The following is an 18,720-nucleotide window of genomic DNA, read 5'->3' as shown; positions in this document are numbered from 1 at the left end:
ATGAGGTGAATGATAATGGCTAAAGGGTCAGGAAAAGTTCTGGCACAAAATAAAAAGGCAGGACATGATTTCTTTATAGAGGAAACGATCGAAGCAGGAATGGTATTACAAGGAACAGAGATTAAGTCAATTCGTAACGGTAGAGTGCAATTGAGAGACTCATACGTCCGCGTCAGTGGTAATGAAGCTTGGATTTCAAACATGCACGTTAGTCCATATGAACAAGGAAATCGTTTTAACCACGATCCATTACGTTCACGTAAATTATTGCTTCATAAAAGACAAATTGCTGAGCTGATTGGTAGAGTTAAACGTGACGGTTATACTATCGTACCGCTGAAAATGTACATAAAAGACGGTTATGCGAAATTATTAATCGGTGTCGGTAAAGGTAAGAAAAACTACGATAAACGTGATGACCTACGTAAAAAAGAAGCAAAACGTGATATGGAACGTACATTCAAGGCGAAAAACCAATTATAATTGAGATGCTCAAACTTGAAGTTTCACCAATTTTGCCTTATAATTTATAAAGTAAACAAGCCAGTATAAATACTTTTTCTAAAAGTATTTCCGAACGTCCTTAAGACATTTATTGTCATAAGGATCCCTAAGGCTTCTAACTACAAGTAGTAGAAATACCTTGTAGAGCCTATATTAAGGGGACGTTACGGATTCGACAGGGATGGTCTGAGCTTGAGTTGCGCGTCGGAGGTCTCGGCTTCGTCATCAACGGAAGTTATATAATAACTGGCAAACAACAAAACAACTTAGCTTTCGCAGCGTAAGCTGATGAAACTGCCTGTCTATTCTATCGCCCATGTAGCATAGTTCAGGCTCACTTATAGTGGGATACGGTTACTAGTGCCACTTGAGCTAGTAACAAGAGCTTCCCAAGTTAGCGCTCATGATGCCTGCTTGCTGGCTATTGAAGCGTGAATCCTAAATAGGCAAGATACACGCGTAGAAGCTTGAGTATTGGAGTTTCTGGACGCGGGTTCGACTCCCGCCGTCTCCATTTTAAGAAATCAAATGATTTCAATGAGTGTCAAAATCCTTTGTAAATAAGGGTTTTGGCATTTTTTTTATTTCATGGAGTTTCATATAGTTTCAACAAACCGTAGCTAAAGACGTAGCTGCTACGGGGAGTATATCTAATATAATAATTTATATTATTAAGGATAGAAATATGTTCTGTTTTGTGTTGTCTATAAATGGTAGAATATATTTTAGATTTTGTGAATTGGAGGTTAATTATAATTGTGCCAGATACAAGACAAAAAAAGAATAAGCGGTTCATTAAGTTTTATTGGGCAAAATCTATTATTTTTTTCATTGCTTTAATTTCACTACTTTGGAGTAGTATAAATTTAAAGTTTAGTAATAATAGCCTTATGCTTTTTAACATTAATATATTTATTTGGTTAATAGCATATTTATTTGTTGTATTAGTGTCGTTTATTTTGCATTATACAGTTTATCGGACAACCATTAAAAAGTTTGAGAAAGAAGCAATGTCATTAAAAAGCTGTGTAAAAGTGTGTTTGTGTAAACTTAATAATTCTAAAAGTTTTATTGATTGGATATTCCACTTTTTTTATTTATTTTTTTCATCAGATTATCTATTTGCGAAAAAATTTAAAGAGATTTTAAAACAAGATTTAGATAATTGTTGTCCAGCTAGAAATCCTAACCAAAAAAATCAACCTTTTCATTATTCTAAGGGTGAAGTTAGATGTACAAATTTTAAATTTATACATTATTATAATGATGAGGTTAGATGTGCAAATTTTGAATGTGAAGAACATTTAAAGAAAAAAAGTCGGAAATTATTTATTATAAATAGTAATTGGGCTAATATTTTTATTACATGCATTTTAGTAATAATAGCTCCAATCATCATAAAAATAAAAAATCCAATAAATTTAAAAATAAAAGATATAGTATCTCTAACAGTTGAATTCGATATTTCAGATTTATTTTTAGTTTTTTTATTGCTTCATACATTATCGAGAGGGATAGAGATTGTTTTTGCTTTTTACAAAGATGTTACGGCTAGTACAATGACTGAAAAAATAGAAATTGGTAAAAGGCATTCTTCCTTAAAGAGAGGAAACAGAATATCTTTGGCTATCCATAGCTATTTAGAAATTACATTCCTTTTTGGCTTGATTTATTTTTTTAATCCTTCAAATTCAGAAAATAGTCTTTTAGAAAGTGTTTTGTATAGCTTTTCTCTTACAGCGTTTAATATATCTTTTGATAACAAACAATCGATTGAGCATAACTTACTTCATGTGTCTCAAATTTTAATAGGTATGACTTTAGTTATTCTTTCGATAGCGAATTATTTAGGATTAGAAGATGAAATGTCAGATTTTGAAAAATCGGATTTCAAAAAGGGTAAGTACATATAATTCAATATATTATAAATTTGAGCTTCATATTTATTAAGTATCAAAACCTAGATATATAAAGGCTTTGGTACTTTTTTATTTCAAATCATTGTATCTAAATACTTAAATACGCTTCAAACTTCTGAATAGCACTTTCTTTTGCTTTAGCAGTAACGTGTGCATAGATGTTCATAGTTGTTTGAATGTCACTATGTCCTAATCGATCTTGCACTTCTTTAATCTTTGCTCCCGCTTCAAATAATAAAGAGCAATGAGTGTGACGCATGCCATGTGTAGAAACTTTTTTGAGATTATATCTTGTTTGAATTTGAATAATCCATTTTCTCGTTTTTGTAGGCTGTAAAAATTTATTTTCTTCATTGCTGAAAACTAATTGAGTTGCAGATTTTGTATTGAAGCCCAATTTGAAGTAGTCAGCTTTTTGTTTCTTTTGCCATTCATTTAAGATTGCCATTGTGCGAGAATCCATTTTGACTGTACGTACAATACCTGTCTTAGTTGATTTCACATACAATTGGTTATCCTTACCACGAGAAATAGCCCTATTAATATGAATTTCATTTTCTCTAGTGGCTAGACGGTTTAGAAAAAACAGGTATTCCAATTTATTTATTAGAAAAAATAAAAAAAACTTACGATTACATATATCGATATCGGGTAGTAAATATTTGATTTGAGAGGTGATCGCATGTTTAATAAATCCGAGAATTTTGTTGATCTACAAGACATGATTGAAGAGTTAGAACACAAATTCATTAAACTTGGATTTTATACGGACTCGCTTACCAAGTATTATCAAATTGGTAAAGTGAGTCTTGAAAGATCCGATGAAGTTTTATTTAGTGGTTTTAAATATGGAGCTTTTACTATGTTAGTATTAGAAGATCTACCTACAGAATTAAATGGTGGCTATTATATTATTAATGCCTATAATCCAAATAAAGGGAGATCTTAGTTGAGAAAATTAAGGGTACGTAAAGAAATATTAGATAAAGAGATGGAAGCGAGAAGGGGATTAGAAGGACCTTATTTTGTAGGTGGTTTTGTTACGAAACCTTCCTCACAAGAGATCCCGGTATTTCAGAGCTTTGCTTTGCTTCCAATATCTGATTATGGAGCGCCTATTCAAAGTTCATATGAAAGACGTTTATATAACGAGTTAGGTAAACAAAAACGATTGGTACAAAGACCTACAACAAGTTATGATGTCAATTGGAACGGTTTTATTCCTGATGGTATATTTATTGATACAGAACCTTAAACGATTTTAGAAGTGTTTGGTATGAGCGAGAATAATATAATTTATCATCAAACGAAAATAGCTAAGAAACACCACTTCTCTAGTTTAGACAAATATAATTATTGGGATTGGGATGCTTACAAGGATGATCGGATTCCAACTTTGCCATTAAGGATGAATAAATTATAGATTAAGTATATTTAAATTAGTTACCAAGAAATAATATGTTGATTATTGGTCGCATATTATTTCTTGGACCTATAATTTTATTAACGCACATTTTAAAGAAAAAACCGCTATATTTTCATTTGGTTTTATCATTTGGATGAAATTGTGAAGAGCCGCTCCAAAGCTATTACATACTTTGACATTATTACCTTCTTTGGAGGTTTTTAGTGTGGAGTCTTAAGCCATTATCTCATCCAATAGAGAAAAAATGCAATTCGAGTTGAATTCGAATTGCATTTTTATATTTTTAGGATAGCCTCAGTAAATGTCTTCTAAAATGTTGTTTTAGCAGACTATTAAATCCATGTTACATAACGATAGTTATTTGGATTTATTAAAGGTTTCTTCTATTCTAACGGTTAAGTACTCATTTGAAAACGAAAATGAAGTTTCAATTAATGAAGGGTGTTCAAATATATTATTTTAGTTACAATGAATATACAGGGATATTTAGGGGTTTTTTTAATAAAAAAATCTATAGTAATTAGAAAATTTAACAGGTAAGTCGATTAACTAATTGTAAATATTTTCATTAAAGTGGTAAGTTGGTTTTCGTTACGGGATGCTCGCTTTCCGCGGGCAAACAAAGTGCCGCTTCCTTCGCATCGATCCATGCAGGGTCTCGGTTCGTTTGTACTTCCACTATAATCAACTAAAAGTGCGTAATATACGTTCTTGTTAAATAAACGTACAGCCAAGTGACAACTTGTTTTTTCTCTAATCAACACACATGGAAATTTAACTATTAAATAATCTAATTTGGAAGTGAATTAATTTGCAGTCGCAAAACCTTAAATATAAAAATGTTGATGGAAGTCTGAAAGCTTTGGAAAATTGGATGTGCTTTAGTATTGAATTAGGAGGTTATCTTAAACAATTATCTCAACCGATAAAAATCTATATTTCTGTCCCGTCTAATTTACTCTTTTCTTATTTTTTTGTATTTGGTGCAGTAGACTATGATTTTAAAAATCCATCTACAGAAGCACTATTAGATCAATATCTAAACTTAAAAAAAGGTCAAAGAATTCTTTATAAAACAGGGGATGATTGGGTAGCCCATTCTGTTATAGAAGTAAGTCACCAGCCTAACTCAGATACAAGAGCTATATTAGTAAAGGATCGACTAGACTCTATTAATTATATACCGGAAACAAGATGGTTTAATTATGTAAGAATCCATGATGACGATATTACTACAGTGCGAAATACTAGACTTGTAAGAAATGTATATAACATTATTGATAATGAAAAGTTGAAAAAATTTTATTCAGAGGAAAAACTTCAATTATTAATGATGCAGAATACACCGCAAACATATGTATATGCAAATAAAAAAGAGTGGAAGGATTTTTTAGATGTTATTAAATTGAATCTTGATGGAGATTCATTTCAATTAAGTGAATTACTATTTGATGGTTCAGAAAGTACCTTTAAAAATCTTGCATTTATTGAACAAAATCGTTCAGTAACAATTCCGAAAGAAGCTATAGCAATCTTTGTTGGAAGTAGTCGTGCACTTAGAAAAATGGATGATTTTGATGAACATAAATGTGTGTTTATTATAGATCAATATGATTCAAATGAAAAATTTGAAGATCTTCAGTTTAAAATTGAGCAAGATTTTCTCATGAGCCAAAGTCATTCAGTCAATAAAGAAATATTAGAATATATGGATGGAAAACATGTTGAAATTCCGAAAGGGGTAGAAATTTTTGCCTGGTTATCGTAGAGCTAATATAAGTTTAGCAAATGAACTGTTTTCTTCAGTAACGACCGTAAAATTTATAAAAGTTGAGGAAGAGCGGATAGGACAATTAATGCATGCCTTGAAAAATTTAAAAACCGCTGTAAAAACCTATTATGAGTATGACGAAATATTGATAGAGGAAACAGAGTTATTTATAAGGGTATGTAGGAAGATAGTAGGTTCAATTAGAAACTATAGTACCTATTTTAAAGCAAATAATGAGTCAATTGTAAAATATTTTTCATTTACTAAAAAAGCTATTTATGCGGATTTATTTAAAAAAAATATAGAACCAATTATAGAACTAATAAAGTATTTAAGAAAACAGGATCATAATGCATATATAGATACTTTAAAGAGAATGCAAATTAGTAATGATATTACTGGTGATAATACATATCTTTTAACCAAGCAAAAGATAGTAGATGAATATATTGAAATTAACGAATGGAAAATAAAGGTAATGATAGATAAAGATTTTGTTGAAGCTGGGATTTATGCTGATCATGTAATTTTTCTTGGGACTTCTAGTTATTTTGATCGGAAGTTCTCGGAAATTTTTTATGGTAAAAACACAATATTTCTAGGTTATTCATGCTTCGAAAATCGTTTAATAAAAAGAAAATCATTTTCCAACTTAATGAGTCAGAATGATTCGATTAATACAATATATAAGAATGTAAACCTAGAGCAAGGCTTCGAAGGCATTGATTATAGAGATGCGTTTTTAATAAAAAACGAAAAAAAATCAGAAGAAGCTATAATCAGTCAGTTCGAGAATGCTGCTAATGATGCTTTAACAGAGAAAGTGGAAGTGAAATTAGCGGCCATTTCAAACAATAACTACATTTTTCTGCCAATTAGACAAAAAGTGAACGTCATTGACCGAGAATCTTTAAAGATAACGCAAGAAAAAGTTCGAGATTTATCTATAGGTGATTTATTAGTGTTTCGGACTCAAAACGCTTCGGGTTTAGTTCGAGAAGTAGCAGATAAAATTATGGGGGCTAATGCAGGCGAATATCGAGAAAATGTAGAGAAATGGAAGAAAAAATTACGATTTAATGTAAGACGTAAAGGAATTGAAACAGTTTCCAGGATTCTAAAAAAAAGATATGGAATTGAAGTAGCTAAGGAAAATAATGTTAAAAACTGGATAGGTAGTTACTCGATTAAACCTAGCTGTTTAAATGAGCTATTAGAGGCTTTAAATTTTGATTTGAAAGATATACAGGAAATAATTAACTCAACAGATAAAATTGTTAGTGCTCATATTTCTGCAGGACACCAAATTTCACATGTTTTAATGAATGAACTGGATAAAAATCTAGAAAGTTTAATAGATGAAAACGGGTTTTATACATTTGAATCAAAGGAATTTGAAGGTGCAACCTTTAACATTGAGGAAGTTAAAAAAATCTCAAAACAGACCTATTCTATTCCGGAAAATGAGGCATTAAAGATTATTAAGAGAAGAGGTGTAGTATATGGAAATTAAGTTAGAACGGGCTTTAGAGAATCGAGAAATATTAATAAATGCAATAGAAAAAGAAATAGTAGGTCCAAGTGATATCAATAATACAACAAAGTTATTAAATACTACAGGTAATACAAAATTTGATAATTTTGAAGACTTAAATACAAATTATCATTGGTTTTCAGCTACTTTGAAAGAAGAAGTGATTCAAAGAGATAGTCCATCTCGAAGATATGCTGCAGGCATGCTTTATCCAATTCAGCTTCAGGCGGAAGAAATAGATGTTGAAAGTGATGAAATGGTAGGTGATAAGAAAATTGATGAAAAACAGGCTGGATTTTATGATGAGATTGATAAATTAGACAATCAAGATGACATAGTTGAAGATACAGGATTAGAGGATATCGCACCTAAAGTTCAGCAAAAAGATTCCATGCCGTCTAGTATGGGCGTTACGTTTTGTCTGGCAAAGGATGTTGAAAAATTCAAAATCAATTTTACCGGTGGTATCTATGATAAGCATCGAATTTATACAGACATACACGCTAAAGATAAAAAAACTGGAAAGGAAACACACTATGATTTTAAAGAGGACTGGTGGCTTCGAACTTCTATTTTTGGTGATTTAACTGTTCTAATTTCAGAATTTGATTCGAGCAAGAAAATTAGTTTAAAAGAATACGAGTTAGATGTATTTGATGCAGCAAAGGTTAAAATTGAAAAAATTAAGTTGAAATTACATATTCAATGTCGAATCAAAGATGAATATATTCTTTTTACGGTAACAGTATTAAATATTACAGAACCGCCTCTTAGATTTAACAAGGACGAATATACGGTATTTCAATCACAGTTAAAAATCTCGGCGGATCTCGGCGATTTTTTAAATTATCCCAAGATTTCGGAACGTAATTTAGGTCTAACAAAAGATGAATGGAATAATGAATTGTTATTTAAAAATAAATTTAATTATGCATTTGGACACGGTTGTTCAGTTAAATGGGATCAAAATGCTGAAAAAATTAGTGAGTTATATTCTAAATTTATTCCAGTTTATGAAACAGAAAGTATGACACCAGATATTACAATGGATGTTGATGGTGAAGAAGTAGTATTAAAAATTGAAATGCGAGAATTAATGGATGTACAAAACTATCAAGAATTACAAGGGATTTTACAACCTTTAGTATTTGGATATAAGAAATGGATTGAAGATCAAGAATTAGAAACAAGAAAATTGAACTTAAAAAAAGAGTTAAAAAAAGCTGCTGAAACAAATTTAGACTTTTGTAAGGATAGTCTTCGTCGAATGGAGAAGGGATTAGAATTACTAAAGGATTCGAAAGTATTTCAAGCGTTTAAGTTAGCAAACAAAGCGATTTTACTTCAACAACTTAACGGGAAAATGCCACGTAATGCCTACTATGATAAAAGTGATACTAGTAAGGCTATGGAGTTGATTATTGATCAATCTTATAACGATGTAATGAAAGCTATGCAGAATTTATCTGATTGTGATAATAGTTGGCGTGCTTTTCAAATTGCCTTTTTCTTATTATCTATTCAATCATTAGTCGAAAAAGATTCAATTGATCGTCAAACTGTTGATTTGATTTGGTTCCCAACAGGTGGAGGTAAAACGGAGGCATATTTAGGTGTTGCTGCCTTTCAAATGTTTTATCGCCGTTTATTAGATCCAAATGATGCAGGTGTAGATATAATGATGCGTTATACGTTACGTTTATTAACTGCTGATCAATTTCAACGTGCCTCAAGATTAATTTGCGCTATGGAATATATTCGCCGTGATTGTGAGAGGAATCTTGGTACAACACCTTATTCTATTGGTATTTGGGTAGGGTCTAAAACTTCGCCTAATACAAACCAGATAGCTTTGTCACAAGTTAAACAAATGCAAAAACCTCAAGGACCAGATAATTTAGTTATCACAAGATGCCCTTGGTGTGGTTGTGAGATTGGTAAAGTAGCAGTTAAAGGTAAAGGCTCAAAATATAATGAGACTGTTCCTCTTGGGTTTAAAAGAGTAAACGAGCAATTAATAGTCCGGTGTCCAGATGAAAGATGCGATTTTCATGGTGAAATACCTGTTTATTTTGTAGATGAAACCATTTATGAAAAAAAGCCGACTTTTTTAATTGGGACCATCGATAAATTTGTTCAGCTAACATGGAAACCGGAAGCAAGAGGCTTATTTGGAATAAATGATTTAGGAAAACGATCTATTTCTCCTCCACAAATTATTATTCAAGATGAATTACATTTAATTTCAGGACCTCTTGGAACGCTTGCAGGATTATATGAAGTGTTAATTGAAGAATTATGTATCGATGATCGTGGAGAAGTACCTATAAAACCAAAAATTATTTCAGCAACAGCAACTATTAAGGAGTTTGAAGAGCAAGCTAAATGCTTATTCGGACGAGAAAATGCACGACTTTTCCCTAGTCCCGGTATTGATATTGACGACTCTTTTTTCTCAAAAGTGGCTGCAGATAAAAATGGTAAGCCTATGCCAGGTAGAAAATATATTGGTGTTTTCACATCGCGTGTTCGTATTTTAATGGCCCAGGTTATGACTTATTCAGCGATTTTACAAAAGGTAGAGAGTTTGCCAGAAGAAGAACGAGATCCGTTCTGGACATTGCTTTCTTTCTATAATAGCTTGAGAGATTTAGGTGCAGGTTTGAACTTATTTAACAGTGACATACCAACTTACATTGATGCTTTAAATAAAAGAGAGGGAATAGCTAAAGATAAAAAAAGATTTTTATATGCTCCATTAGAATTAACCTCTCGAAAACAAAGTAACGAAATTTCAAAAACGATCGATGATTTAAATGTCTCTTATACGCAAAAAGATAATAAAGGGCGTACAAAGTCACTTACATCATGTTTAGCTTCTAATATTATTGAAGTAGGAGTAGATATTGATCGTTTATCATTAATGGGAATTGTAGGGCAACCTAAAATGACAGCTCAATATATTCAAGTAAGTGGTCGCGTAGGTAGGCGCCCTCATGAAAGACCAGGATTAATTGTAACTGTTTATTCTAATCAAAACTCCCGTGATAAATCGCATTTTGAACATTTTAATGAATATCATCAAAGGCTTTATGCACAAGTAGAAACGACAAGTTTAACACCATTTTCAACAGCTTCTTTAGAGCGTGGATTAACAGCAGTATTAATTGGCTTTTTACGTCAACGAATGGATATGCAAATGGCATTATATCCTACAAATCGAGAATTGAAACGTGTAATGAAAGATGAACGTTTCATAGCATTTCGTAAGAGATTTAAAAAGCGAGTAGAGCTAATTGATAAAGAGCAGGTTGATATTTGGAAGGAATTATTTAAGACGTTTATGGATGCCGTATTAAAGGGTCGTTATGAAACTTGGAGAGTTTCTGAAACGGAACGAGGGTTAATGTATCAAGCTGGAAATTTAAATGATGGAGAAAAATATCAGGGAAGTATCCCTGTCATAAACTCTTTGAGAAGTGTTGATGCTGAGAGTCGTGCATCTATCGTATCAATCGAGAAAGAAGAAGATGAATTTGTCTGGGAGGATGATGACTAAATGCGATATTTACCGATGAGACGTTCAAAATTAGTAGGAACTGAAGGTCCAGGCTCCTTAGTAATTAGCCCAGAAGGTGAAACGGCAGTCGTAGGTGCATTAGATTTATGGTTTAAAGATAGTTATGGGAAAAAATCAATTAACATCGAAGAATTTACAGTACATGAACCTCGTTTAAAAGCAATTTTAAAGGTAGATAAATTTTATACGCCACCTGAATTTAGAAAGGCTTCAACAAATGCAATGGAAGTTGTTCCAAATAGTAACCTTGTAATGCCATTAATGCGTTTTCCTAAATGGCATTACTGCAGTTCTTGTCGATCTTTACGAGAATTAGAGTTAGACCAAACATCTGTCTATTTAGATTGTCCTAAATGTAATCAAAAAAGATATTATAAGCAAGTTCCTTTCGTAGTAATTTGTGAACATGGGCATTTGTCGGATTTTCCATGGCGTAAATGGGTTCATGGCAATGAAGAGACTAAATGTGAAGGTAATTTAGTTATTCAAATGGGAGGGGGTACAACATTAGATTCTTGGAGAATTGTTTGTGAAAAATGTAAAGATAGTAGGGATCTTCAAAGGGTCACTTCTTTTGATAAAGAGAATAATACTAGTTATTTAGGTAATCAACTTAATAAGAATAAGGCAGGAAACTACACATGTGAAGGTGAGCGTCCATGGTGTGATGATAATAAAGAAGAATGTTCAGCAGCTCCAGTTGCAATTCTAAGAAATTCAATAAGTGTTTATATGTCCAAGAAAATTAGTGCGTTAGCAATTCCGGGAGATTATAGTGAAAATGTTGACTTGATTGTTTCTAAAATACAATCACCCGCTAAACACTTGGTCCGTACAAATCTAAGTTTATTAGATAACCTTGAAAAAAAGGTTAAATTTATTCGTGAAAATCTAAGGTTTGACCTTAAAGAGGACGCAACAGATCAGGAAATTGAAGATGCTTTAATGTATATTCAATCAGGTGATGAATATGAGTATACTGAGGAAGAGCTTGAAAAACCAGGTTTGTTAATTAAAGAAAAAGAATTTGAAAAACTCACGTCAGAGGTTAATTCTAGGGAATTAAAAGTTGAACCCGAATGGGAGTTTGACAAGGATGAAGCTGTTAATGGTAATTACTATAAACCATATTTACAGCGTTTATCAAGGGTGTTAAAGTTGAAAGAAACAACTGCTTTGTATGGGTTTGATAGAAAAGATTATAAAAATACCACCGAATATAGTAGCTATTATCCTTCTTTGTATAAGGATTTCGAAAGCGCACATGAAAAATGGTTGCCTGTAAATGAAGTATATGGAGAAGGTATTTTCCTTCAACTTAATCTAGAAAAAGTGGTAGAATGGGAATCCTCTTCAGAAGTTCAAAATTACTTTAACAGCTATCTAGAAAGAATTAGGCATGTAGAACATCGAGACGATTCAATCTTAAAGCCACGTAATATCATGATACACACACTATCACATTTTTTGATTGATGAATTAGCGAATGTATGTGGATATAATCGTGCGGCAATTAGAGAACGATTGTATATAGATGAAGCTCAGGTAGGCGTATTAATTTACATTTCAGCAGGAGATTCAGAAGGCACTTTAGGTGGACTGGTAAGATTAGGATTGGAAGAAAAGTTCTTTCATATTCTAGATAAGGCGAAAAATAATGCGGAATGGTGTAGCTCCGATCCTGTATGCACAGAATTAGGTAAGACACAGGGGCAAGGGGTTAATGGATTAAATGGTGCATCATGCTATAACTGTTCGCATATTCCAGAGACATCTTGTGAATTCTGGAATCTGTACTTAGATAGAAGTTTATTAATTGACCCTAATTTCGGTTATTTTAAATAATGAAATAGTAACTGCACACAAAACCTTATTTTTTGTGTGCAGTTCCATTTTTTAGGGTGAAATATTTTTTGTTTACTTACGAGTAAGCATTGTTTTTAATTCATTAATTGAAAATGCTGGTTTTCTTTTATGTAATATCGCATGGCAGTTGGGGCATACAGGTCTAAGATCTTTAATAGGATCTATCTCGTAAGTGTCGCCAATTGTACTTATTTCAACCAAATGATGAACATGAATGTAATCTTTTCCGATATCACCGTAGAAATTTAAAAAATTAAAATCACATACTTGACAATCATATCCGTAATGATCAAGGCATTCTTTGCGTGCTTTTGGGTTTCTTTCATACCGTGTTGTAATACTAGTTGTTTTAGTACCTTCTAAAAATTTTATACGTTGCTTTACTTTAGCGTTACTATTTGAAAAAGGAATTGGTGTTATGTCTTTATGTAATTCCCAAGCAACATATGCAGGCTTAATATCATCATAATCGACCAAAGTACCTAAACCTTGGAATATGAAATTAACATTTTTGCTATCTGTTCTTGTGAAAATATAAACCTCTATTTCACCACTCATTATTCTTTTTAGACGTGAAACATGAATTGTATCTGTTGTTTTACTATACCAATGAAGAATATTCCCAACTAATAGGTTCGCATAGTCATGTCCAGTTGTACCTGGTACACCTAAGTTTGCAAAAATAAAGGCACTATCATCATAAATGGTATAACCAGTATTCCAAGCACCTTTTTGTCTATGAATAGGAACATTTACAATTTTATAAATATCCTTTCTGCTATAAAAATCCCCTACAACAAATGGATGTTTCAAAATTATTCATCTCCTTAATTATAAAGGTTAAGTAAATAAATTTTAATCTGAAATCTGATAAAAGTTTTTAGAATGAGGCGCTGTACAAAATAGCATCTATATTTTGCGCAGGGTTATCTGGGTTTGGAATCTGAATTTCATTTATGGTTAAGATACCTTGGTTGATAAATTGTGTTAAATCTGGTTTTGTATCTAATGCAATGTAAGTACTTTTTCGCATTAATACATAAATTTTTGTATTATTTGAATCAGTGTTTAAATAATTTGAGAATACATTTCCTGGATGTTCAATTCCCCACATTCCTCGGATTCTTAAGTATGTAATACCTAAGGGATCTACGCGATTAATTCTTCCTAACTCTTTAGTTTCAGAAAATTGAACACCTGGAATCTTATTAACACCATTTTTCATTGTTTCGGTAATACGTTCGTAACTTTCTTTATCAGCACAATAACAATCTCCATATACTAACCAAAGACTGTGTAAGTTTACATCTGTTACATTCCCAATTGCATAAATCATGTCCTTTTTTTCCCAACCGCCATGTTCATTCTCACATTCACGACAGGATTGCTTAATTTTACTGTCATTAGAATATAGATAATTTTTTGGAAATGAACTATTTAGAGCAATCGAGCCTCCGGCTACCTTTTCGATTTTTTTGACTTCAACAGCGGCACCGCGTCTTATTATGAAATCGGGTGGATTATTAGAGTTTCCTAAATAACTAAATACTTGTTGATATTTAGATAGTTTTTCATTTGTTTTTTCAAGGGAAGAGCTTCCGTCACAAAAAGCATCTTTAACATAAAATTCTAACAAATCACCGACGCCATTAATCCTATTGCTACTATAGTGATCAATTACTGTGGGTAAAGTATTACTTTGATTTAACAAAATATTTTTTAGTGCGATTAAAACATTGGATGAAGGTTTTGTCATTTAAATTCTCCTTAAAATTTAATTTTAAAGTCCCGATATTGTTTGTTTTAAAATGAGACTGAATAACCTCTTAAATGTATTATATGTGGGAATATTAGTCAATTGGAAGTGTGTGTATAATATAGTACTTACGTATAATAAGGTCTAATGTTTAGATATTTTCTACTTTTGCTTGTTAAAGATTTAGTATGTTAGACTAAATTAAACGAGCATTTGTTGTATTCCATGGAGAATAGGAGTCTTTTAAAAGAGCAAAAAACTTTAAAATTCGTCCGTAAAGTGAAGTAGGGAAATAACGTGGCAGAAAATCTATTTGATATGAGTAAGTGGAGTAGTAAATAGAGCTACAACTAAGTGGTTTAAAGTTAGTATACACTTTGCAAAACAAATTACGGTCATGTATCAATGTTTCACTAATTTTAGACAAGTAGTTGGTTTAAGTGATTAAGTCGTAAGTATTAACCAAAAGACAAATGATGTAGCTAAGCATATCTAATTCATTCTTATAAAGGAGCATATTAATTGAAGATTTACGAAGTGAGTTTCAATAGTAATACATTTAAATTGGAAGCCAATGTAGTTAATATAAATTATAATACGTTAGATGAGCAATACGAAAAATTACTTTATATACTGAACTCTGAAGGATTAGATGTTCTAGATTATAATGATGAAATTGCAATTCTAGTGGATGATCGTGGTTTTGAAAAAGTTGGTAATCCGATATTTGAAGTGAAATCTGAAGATGATTTAGTATTTGTATTGGCAGGTAAATTATTGTTTGTTCGAAATATATATAATGAGGAAAGTACAGATTTTGGTAGTATTAAATCTGAGGATATATTCAACTTAAGAAATTATTTAGATATTAAATTTAAAGGCATTTTAAAACAAACACTTTAATAGCTACAAGTATTTTGAAAAAGTGAAAAGCTGGCCTTTGAAATGCTCCTCTGATATAATAAGAACATGCCAGGAGGTATTTTTATGATTGAAACAGAGTTGGATGTTAAGAACGAAATTAAAGTGGATAAAAAAGGACGAGGAAAATTTAAGCCCGCTCCTAATTATAAATTAGATGATGTGCACCGAGTTTTAGCTCAGAAAATATTGGAAGAGAATACAAAAATATTAGAATCAGATGTAGATAATGACTATTTAAAAAATATCCATTATAGAGAAGATAAAATAAATGTTATTAGTTTATTTTCAGGTTGCGGGGGATTAGATCTAGGTTTTGAACTATCTGGATTAGCAGCAGTTATAGGAGAAGAAGAAGCATTAAATGCTTTTTCAAATAAAGAATTGTTCAATAAAGTAAGAGAAAAAAGTGTTTTTAATACAATTTATACAAATGATTTATTTAAAGAAGCCAATACCTCATACAAAGAGAATTTTCCTGACAGTGTTTTTCAACATGAAATGGATATTCGTAAAGTGAGAAATTTTCCACGTGCTGATTTAGTAGTTGGTGGGTTCCCTTGTCCTGGATTCAGTGAGGCCGGACCGAGACTAATTGATGATGAACGAAACTTCTTATATATTCATTTTATTCGCTGTATAACACAAGCAAAACCCGATGTTTTTGTGGCTGAGAATGTAAAGGGGATGCTTACGTTAGGAAAAGGTGAAGTTATTAAGCAAATTACGGAAGACTTTGCTTCAGCAGGTTACCGAGTTCAATATAAATTATTAAATTCAAGAGATTACGGCGTTCCACAATTAAGGGAGCGTGTTTTTATCGTTGGTGTTCGTGAAGACCTAGATTATGATTATGAATACCCAGAGCCTACCCATGGAGAAGGGTTATTACCATATGTTACTCTAAGAGATGCTATAGGTGATTTAGAGGCTAATCCAGGTCCTTATTTCACAGGTTCGTATTCAAGTATATATATGTCGAGAAATCGAAAAAAACGTTGGGACGAGCAAAGTTTCACTATTCAGGCTTCCGGAAGACAAGCTCCTCTTCATCCAGGTGGTGTCCCTATGGAAAAAATAGGTAAAGATGAATGGTGTTTCCCTGATGGTGAAGAAAATCATCGTAGACTATCAGTTAAAGAAATTGCACGTATTCAAACATTCCCAGATTGGTACTATTTTGATGATAGTGGAAATATGAAAGTACAAGAAAACAATCGTTTAGATAAACAATATAAGCAAATAGGAAATGCGGTTCCTGTATTTTTAGCAAAAGCTGTTGCTACACCAATTGCTAATTGGGCAATTGATCGTATTCAAACTAGATTAAACGAGAATACACAGCAATTGAATTTATTTTAAAAGCCAGTTTCGTAAAGAGTGTTGCTATTCCTAATGGTGCAGAATAGTTGAAGGAAGATTAAGTTTAATACGGAACTTTTATCAATACTATTTGTCTAACTGTCTATTTAACGAATAAATGGTTACTAAAGATATTGAAAAAAATGTTAGTTTATTTTGAGTCATTAAAAATGTACAATGAGTTCAAACAAAAGATGGTGAAAAAATGAAGTTCAAGTATTTTAATGATACAAAAAGAGACGTTTCTATTCATCCGGCTACATACGAGTATGGCTGTAAATCGGATAAAGAAGTTATACGTCCTTTAGAAATATTCACTTTTCATTTACCAGAAAACACGTATCCTTGGGTTAAGATGTGGGATTACGGTGAGGAAGGGCTAAGTATCTTGGTTATACCTGAAAAAAATGATTAACAATCTAGCTCATAACGACACCAATTCAAGTCTGTTCTTCATTGTCATAGTGACTTGTAACTGTTAAGCTCCCTCATGGAGTTAACTGAATAATAGATAAAACTCTGGATTTACCTTTAATAGTGGTAGTGATTCCTTTATCACAATACAGTAATAGCAGCAATTTATGTGAAAACAACCTGTTAAAAAGAACGTAGTACATCTAAATATGTGCTACGTTTTTTATACTTTTTTGTAATGATAAGGTTTAATCATTTTCAAGTTCGTTCAATAACTGATTAAGGTGTAAATTAATCGCCTCAACAAGTAGTAATAAATTCGTATAATGTCAAACTGATTAGATACATGTTCTGGTTCTGATAGTATAGAGTAAGACTTTAATTGTGTATAAATATTTTTACCAGGGTTCCAATTTTAAAATAGCTGAAATTGTGTTTTCATCAGCGGACACTGTGAACGACACATAAAAACTATTTACTTAGTTTATTAGAGATTTTTATATCTTCGGAGTCTTCAATATTAAAATGAATTAATAACGAAATTAATTTACTGATACATTATTTGTATCGTTACATAATATTAAATGTGTTTATTAAAGGGGGATAATTTATGAAAGCCAATGAGGAAATGCTTAACAGTATTATTTTAAGTATTAAGCCAATTTATAATGAATTGATATTAAAACAAGAGAAAATTTATGAGTTTAGAAATTTTAAACCTAAAAATTTTTCATCCTATTTTTGGGTGTATGAATCCTATCCAATTAAGTATTTAAAATATATTATACGAATTTCAGAACCAATAGAGTATCCCTTAAAACTAAATGGAAATAGTTATGGTGTGGATCGATTTAACTCAAGTGAGATGAATTGCAAATATGCTTATAAAATTGAAGAATTATATGTAATTGAAGAACCAATTTCAATGGATGTTCTTAAATCTAGATTTGGATTTACTCCCCCACAAGCTTATACATACCTGCAAAGAAATGTAGAATTACAAAATTTTATTCGATCTAATGTAAATTTAAAACAAATAATATGAAACAAGTGAAAAGAAAAAAAGATCTTATTTAATAATCAGGAAGAATGCTAGCACAGAAAAGAATATAAGAGATTATATTAACTTAAATATAAATTAAATTTCAAGTTCAAGTTCTAATTATACGATTTACTTGAACGATTTTTAAAATTTGTCCCCGCAAAACAAATTTAGTTAAATGGCATTTAGTTTGGCATTTAGTAAACTTATAAAAGTGCTTAAACCCCTAATAAATGCTGGTATAAAAAGATATCTAAGAGACAGTGGTTCGGCTCCCGCCGTCTCCTTATTACGAAATCATACGATTTCAATGAGTGTCAAAATCCTTGATATAAAAAGGGTTTTGGCACTTTTTTAAATTCACAGAGTTTCCATGAATCTCATACGAACGTCCAAGTGTCCTAATCGGTCTTATACTTCTTTAATACTTATACCCGCTTTGAACAATAGAGAGCAGTGAGTGTTACGTAAACCATGTGTAGTAGTCATAGTAAGATTGTATTTAGTTTGCACTTGTACAATCTATTTACTAGTTTTAGTGGATTTCACATACAATTGATTCTCTTTACCACGAGCCAATTGGCACTATCATCTTTCAAATGGAGGACATCATTAACCATGGTTC

15 protein-coding genes and 1 other RNA gene are annotated in these 18,720 nt (G+C 31.6%); 13 read left to right on the top strand and 3 right to left on the bottom strand.

The genetic code is table 11. The features are described 5' to 3' along the window. The first annotated feature begins 15 nt into the window (after nucleotides 1-15). The 3 genes from smpB to AMD00_RS19445 all read left to right on the top strand — a co-directional run bounded on the left by smpB (nucleotide 16) and on the right by AMD00_RS19445 (nucleotide 2,417). The gene (smpB, locus tag AMD00_RS19450; protein WP_053418684.1) at nucleotides 16-483 is read left to right on the top strand and encodes an SsrA-binding protein SmpB; all 468 of its coding nucleotides are present in this window, start codon (nucleotides 16-18) and stop codon (nucleotides 481-483) included. A 178-nt stretch (nucleotides 484-661) separates the two neighbouring features. Next, nucleotides 662-1,021, top strand: a transfer-messenger RNA (tmRNA) gene (gene ssrA, locus AMD00_RS23005). 241 nt (nucleotides 1,022-1,262) lie between these two features. After that, entirely contained in the window at nucleotides 1,263-2,417 is a 1,155-nt protein-coding gene (locus AMD00_RS19445; RefSeq protein ID WP_053418683.1) for a hypothetical protein, read from the top strand. Nucleotides 2,418-2,511: 94 nt separating this feature from the next. On the opposite strand, the gene AMD00_RS19440 is transcribed toward AMD00_RS19445, so the two are convergent. Beyond that, on the bottom strand, nucleotides 2,512-2,931 hold the full coding sequence (locus AMD00_RS19440; protein ID WP_281173099.1) for a tyrosine-type recombinase/integrase: 420 nt from the start codon (nucleotides 2,929-2,931) through the stop codon (nucleotides 2,512-2,514). Nucleotides 2,932-3,105: 174 nt separating this feature from the next. On the opposite strand from AMD00_RS19440, the gene AMD00_RS19435 reads away from it, so the two are divergent. The 6 genes from AMD00_RS19435 (at nucleotide 3,106) to drmB (ending at nucleotide 12,579) form a co-directional block, all read left to right on the top strand. Continuing rightward, entirely contained in the window at nucleotides 3,106-3,372 is a 267-nt protein-coding gene (locus AMD00_RS19435) for a hypothetical protein (RefSeq protein ID WP_053418682.1), read from the top strand. Next, on the top strand, nucleotides 3,373-3,678 hold the full coding sequence (locus tag AMD00_RS19430) for a hypothetical protein (RefSeq protein WP_053418681.1): 306 nt from the start codon (nucleotides 3,373-3,375) through the stop codon (nucleotides 3,676-3,678). It abuts the gene before it with no gap. Nucleotides 3,679-4,660: 982 nt separating this feature from the next. Beyond that, nucleotides 4,661-5,617: a hypothetical protein gene (locus AMD00_RS19425; protein WP_053418680.1), complete on the top strand. Its 957-nt coding sequence runs from the start codon at nucleotides 4,661-4,663 to the stop codon at nucleotides 5,615-5,617. Further along, nucleotides 5,601-7,133: a DISARM anti-phage system protein DrmE domain-containing protein gene (locus tag AMD00_RS19420; protein WP_053418679.1), complete on the top strand. Its 1,533-nt coding sequence runs from the start codon at nucleotides 5,601-5,603 to the stop codon at nucleotides 7,131-7,133. Before AMD00_RS19425 ends, AMD00_RS19420 begins: the two co-directional genes overlap by 17 nt. Further along, nucleotides 7,123-10,713 carry a helicase-related protein gene (locus tag AMD00_RS19415; protein WP_053418678.1) on the top strand — a complete coding sequence of 1,197 codons (3,591 nt, stop codon included), beginning with the start codon at nucleotides 7,123-7,125 and terminating at the stop codon, nucleotides 10,711-10,713. The genes AMD00_RS19420 and AMD00_RS19415 overlap by 11 nt, the downstream gene beginning before the upstream one ends. Before the next feature lie 15 nt (nucleotides 10,714-10,728). Beyond that, a complete protein-coding gene (drmB, locus tag AMD00_RS19410; RefSeq protein ID WP_211258677.1) occupies nucleotides 10,729-12,579 on the top strand; it encodes a DUF1998 domain-containing protein in 1,851 nt (616 codons plus the stop codon). A gap of 72 nt (nucleotides 12,580-12,651) precedes the next feature. Here the strand turns inward: drmB and AMD00_RS23735 are convergent, their stop codons facing one another. Together AMD00_RS23735 and AMD00_RS19400 are read right to left on the bottom strand one after the other, a co-directional pair. Beyond that, a complete protein-coding gene (locus tag AMD00_RS23735; RefSeq protein WP_083446310.1) occupies nucleotides 12,652-13,413 on the bottom strand; it encodes a DUF3427 domain-containing protein in 762 nt (253 codons plus the stop codon). Nucleotides 13,414-13,480: 67 nt separating this feature from the next. Continuing rightward, entirely contained in the window at nucleotides 13,481-14,356 is an 876-nt protein-coding gene (locus AMD00_RS19400) for an NgoPII family restriction endonuclease (protein ID WP_053418676.1), read from the bottom strand. 522 nt (nucleotides 14,357-14,878) lie between these two features. Here AMD00_RS19400 and AMD00_RS19395 point away from each other — a divergent pair. From AMD00_RS19395 to AMD00_RS19380, 4 genes are all read left to right on the top strand, one after another. Beyond that, nucleotides 14,879-15,259: a hypothetical protein gene (locus AMD00_RS19395; protein WP_053418675.1), complete on the top strand. Its 381-nt coding sequence runs from the start codon at nucleotides 14,879-14,881 to the stop codon at nucleotides 15,257-15,259. 84 nt (nucleotides 15,260-15,343) lie between these two features. Beyond that, nucleotides 15,344-16,639: a DNA cytosine methyltransferase gene (locus AMD00_RS19390; RefSeq protein ID WP_053418674.1), complete on the top strand. Its 1,296-nt coding sequence runs from the start codon at nucleotides 15,344-15,346 to the stop codon at nucleotides 16,637-16,639. A gap of 205 nt (nucleotides 16,640-16,844) precedes the next feature. Further along, nucleotides 16,845-17,054: a hypothetical protein gene (locus AMD00_RS19385; protein WP_053418673.1), complete on the top strand. Its 210-nt coding sequence runs from the start codon at nucleotides 16,845-16,847 to the stop codon at nucleotides 17,052-17,054. Between the two features lie 609 nt (nucleotides 17,055-17,663). Further along, nucleotides 17,664-18,098 (top strand): hypothetical protein, encoded by a 435-nt coding sequence (locus AMD00_RS19380; RefSeq protein ID WP_053418672.1) that lies wholly within the window; start codon nucleotides 17,664-17,666, stop codon nucleotides 18,096-18,098. The last annotated feature ends 622 nt before the right edge of the window (nucleotides 18,099-18,720 follow it).

This window comes from Viridibacillus arvi (assembly GCF_001274945.1).
Taxonomy (GTDB): domain Bacteria; phylum Bacillota; class Bacilli; order Bacillales_A; family Planococcaceae; genus Viridibacillus; species Viridibacillus arvi.
The sequence above is the reverse complement of the archived record's forward strand: the minus strand, read 5'-3'. Positions and strand labels throughout refer to the sequence as shown.

Coding starts and splice junctions, on each gene's coding strand:
- AMD00_RS19415 (WP_053418678.1), top strand. CDS start 7,123: ATGGAAATTAAGTTAGAACGGGCTTTAGAGAATCGAGAAATATTAATA.
- AMD00_RS19400 (WP_053418676.1), bottom strand. CDS start 14,356: ATGACAAAACCTTCATCCAATGTTTTAATCGCACTAAAAAATATTTTG.
- AMD00_RS19385 (WP_053418673.1), top strand. CDS start 16,845: ATGAAGTTCAAGTATTTTAATGATACAAAAAGAGACGTTTCTATTCAT.
- smpB (WP_053418684.1), top strand. CDS start 16: ATGGCTAAAGGGTCAGGAAAAGTTCTGGCACAAAATAAAAAGGCAGGA.
- drmB (WP_211258677.1), top strand. CDS start 10,729: ATGAGACGTTCAAAATTAGTAGGAACTGAAGGTCCAGGCTCCTTAGTA.
- AMD00_RS19390 (WP_053418674.1), top strand. CDS start 15,344: ATGATTGAAACAGAGTTGGATGTTAAGAACGAAATTAAAGTGGATAAA.
- AMD00_RS19380 (WP_053418672.1), top strand. CDS start 17,664: ATGAAAGCCAATGAGGAAATGCTTAACAGTATTATTTTAAGTATTAAG.
- AMD00_RS19435 (WP_053418682.1), top strand. CDS start 3,106: ATGTTTAATAAATCCGAGAATTTTGTTGATCTACAAGACATGATTGAA.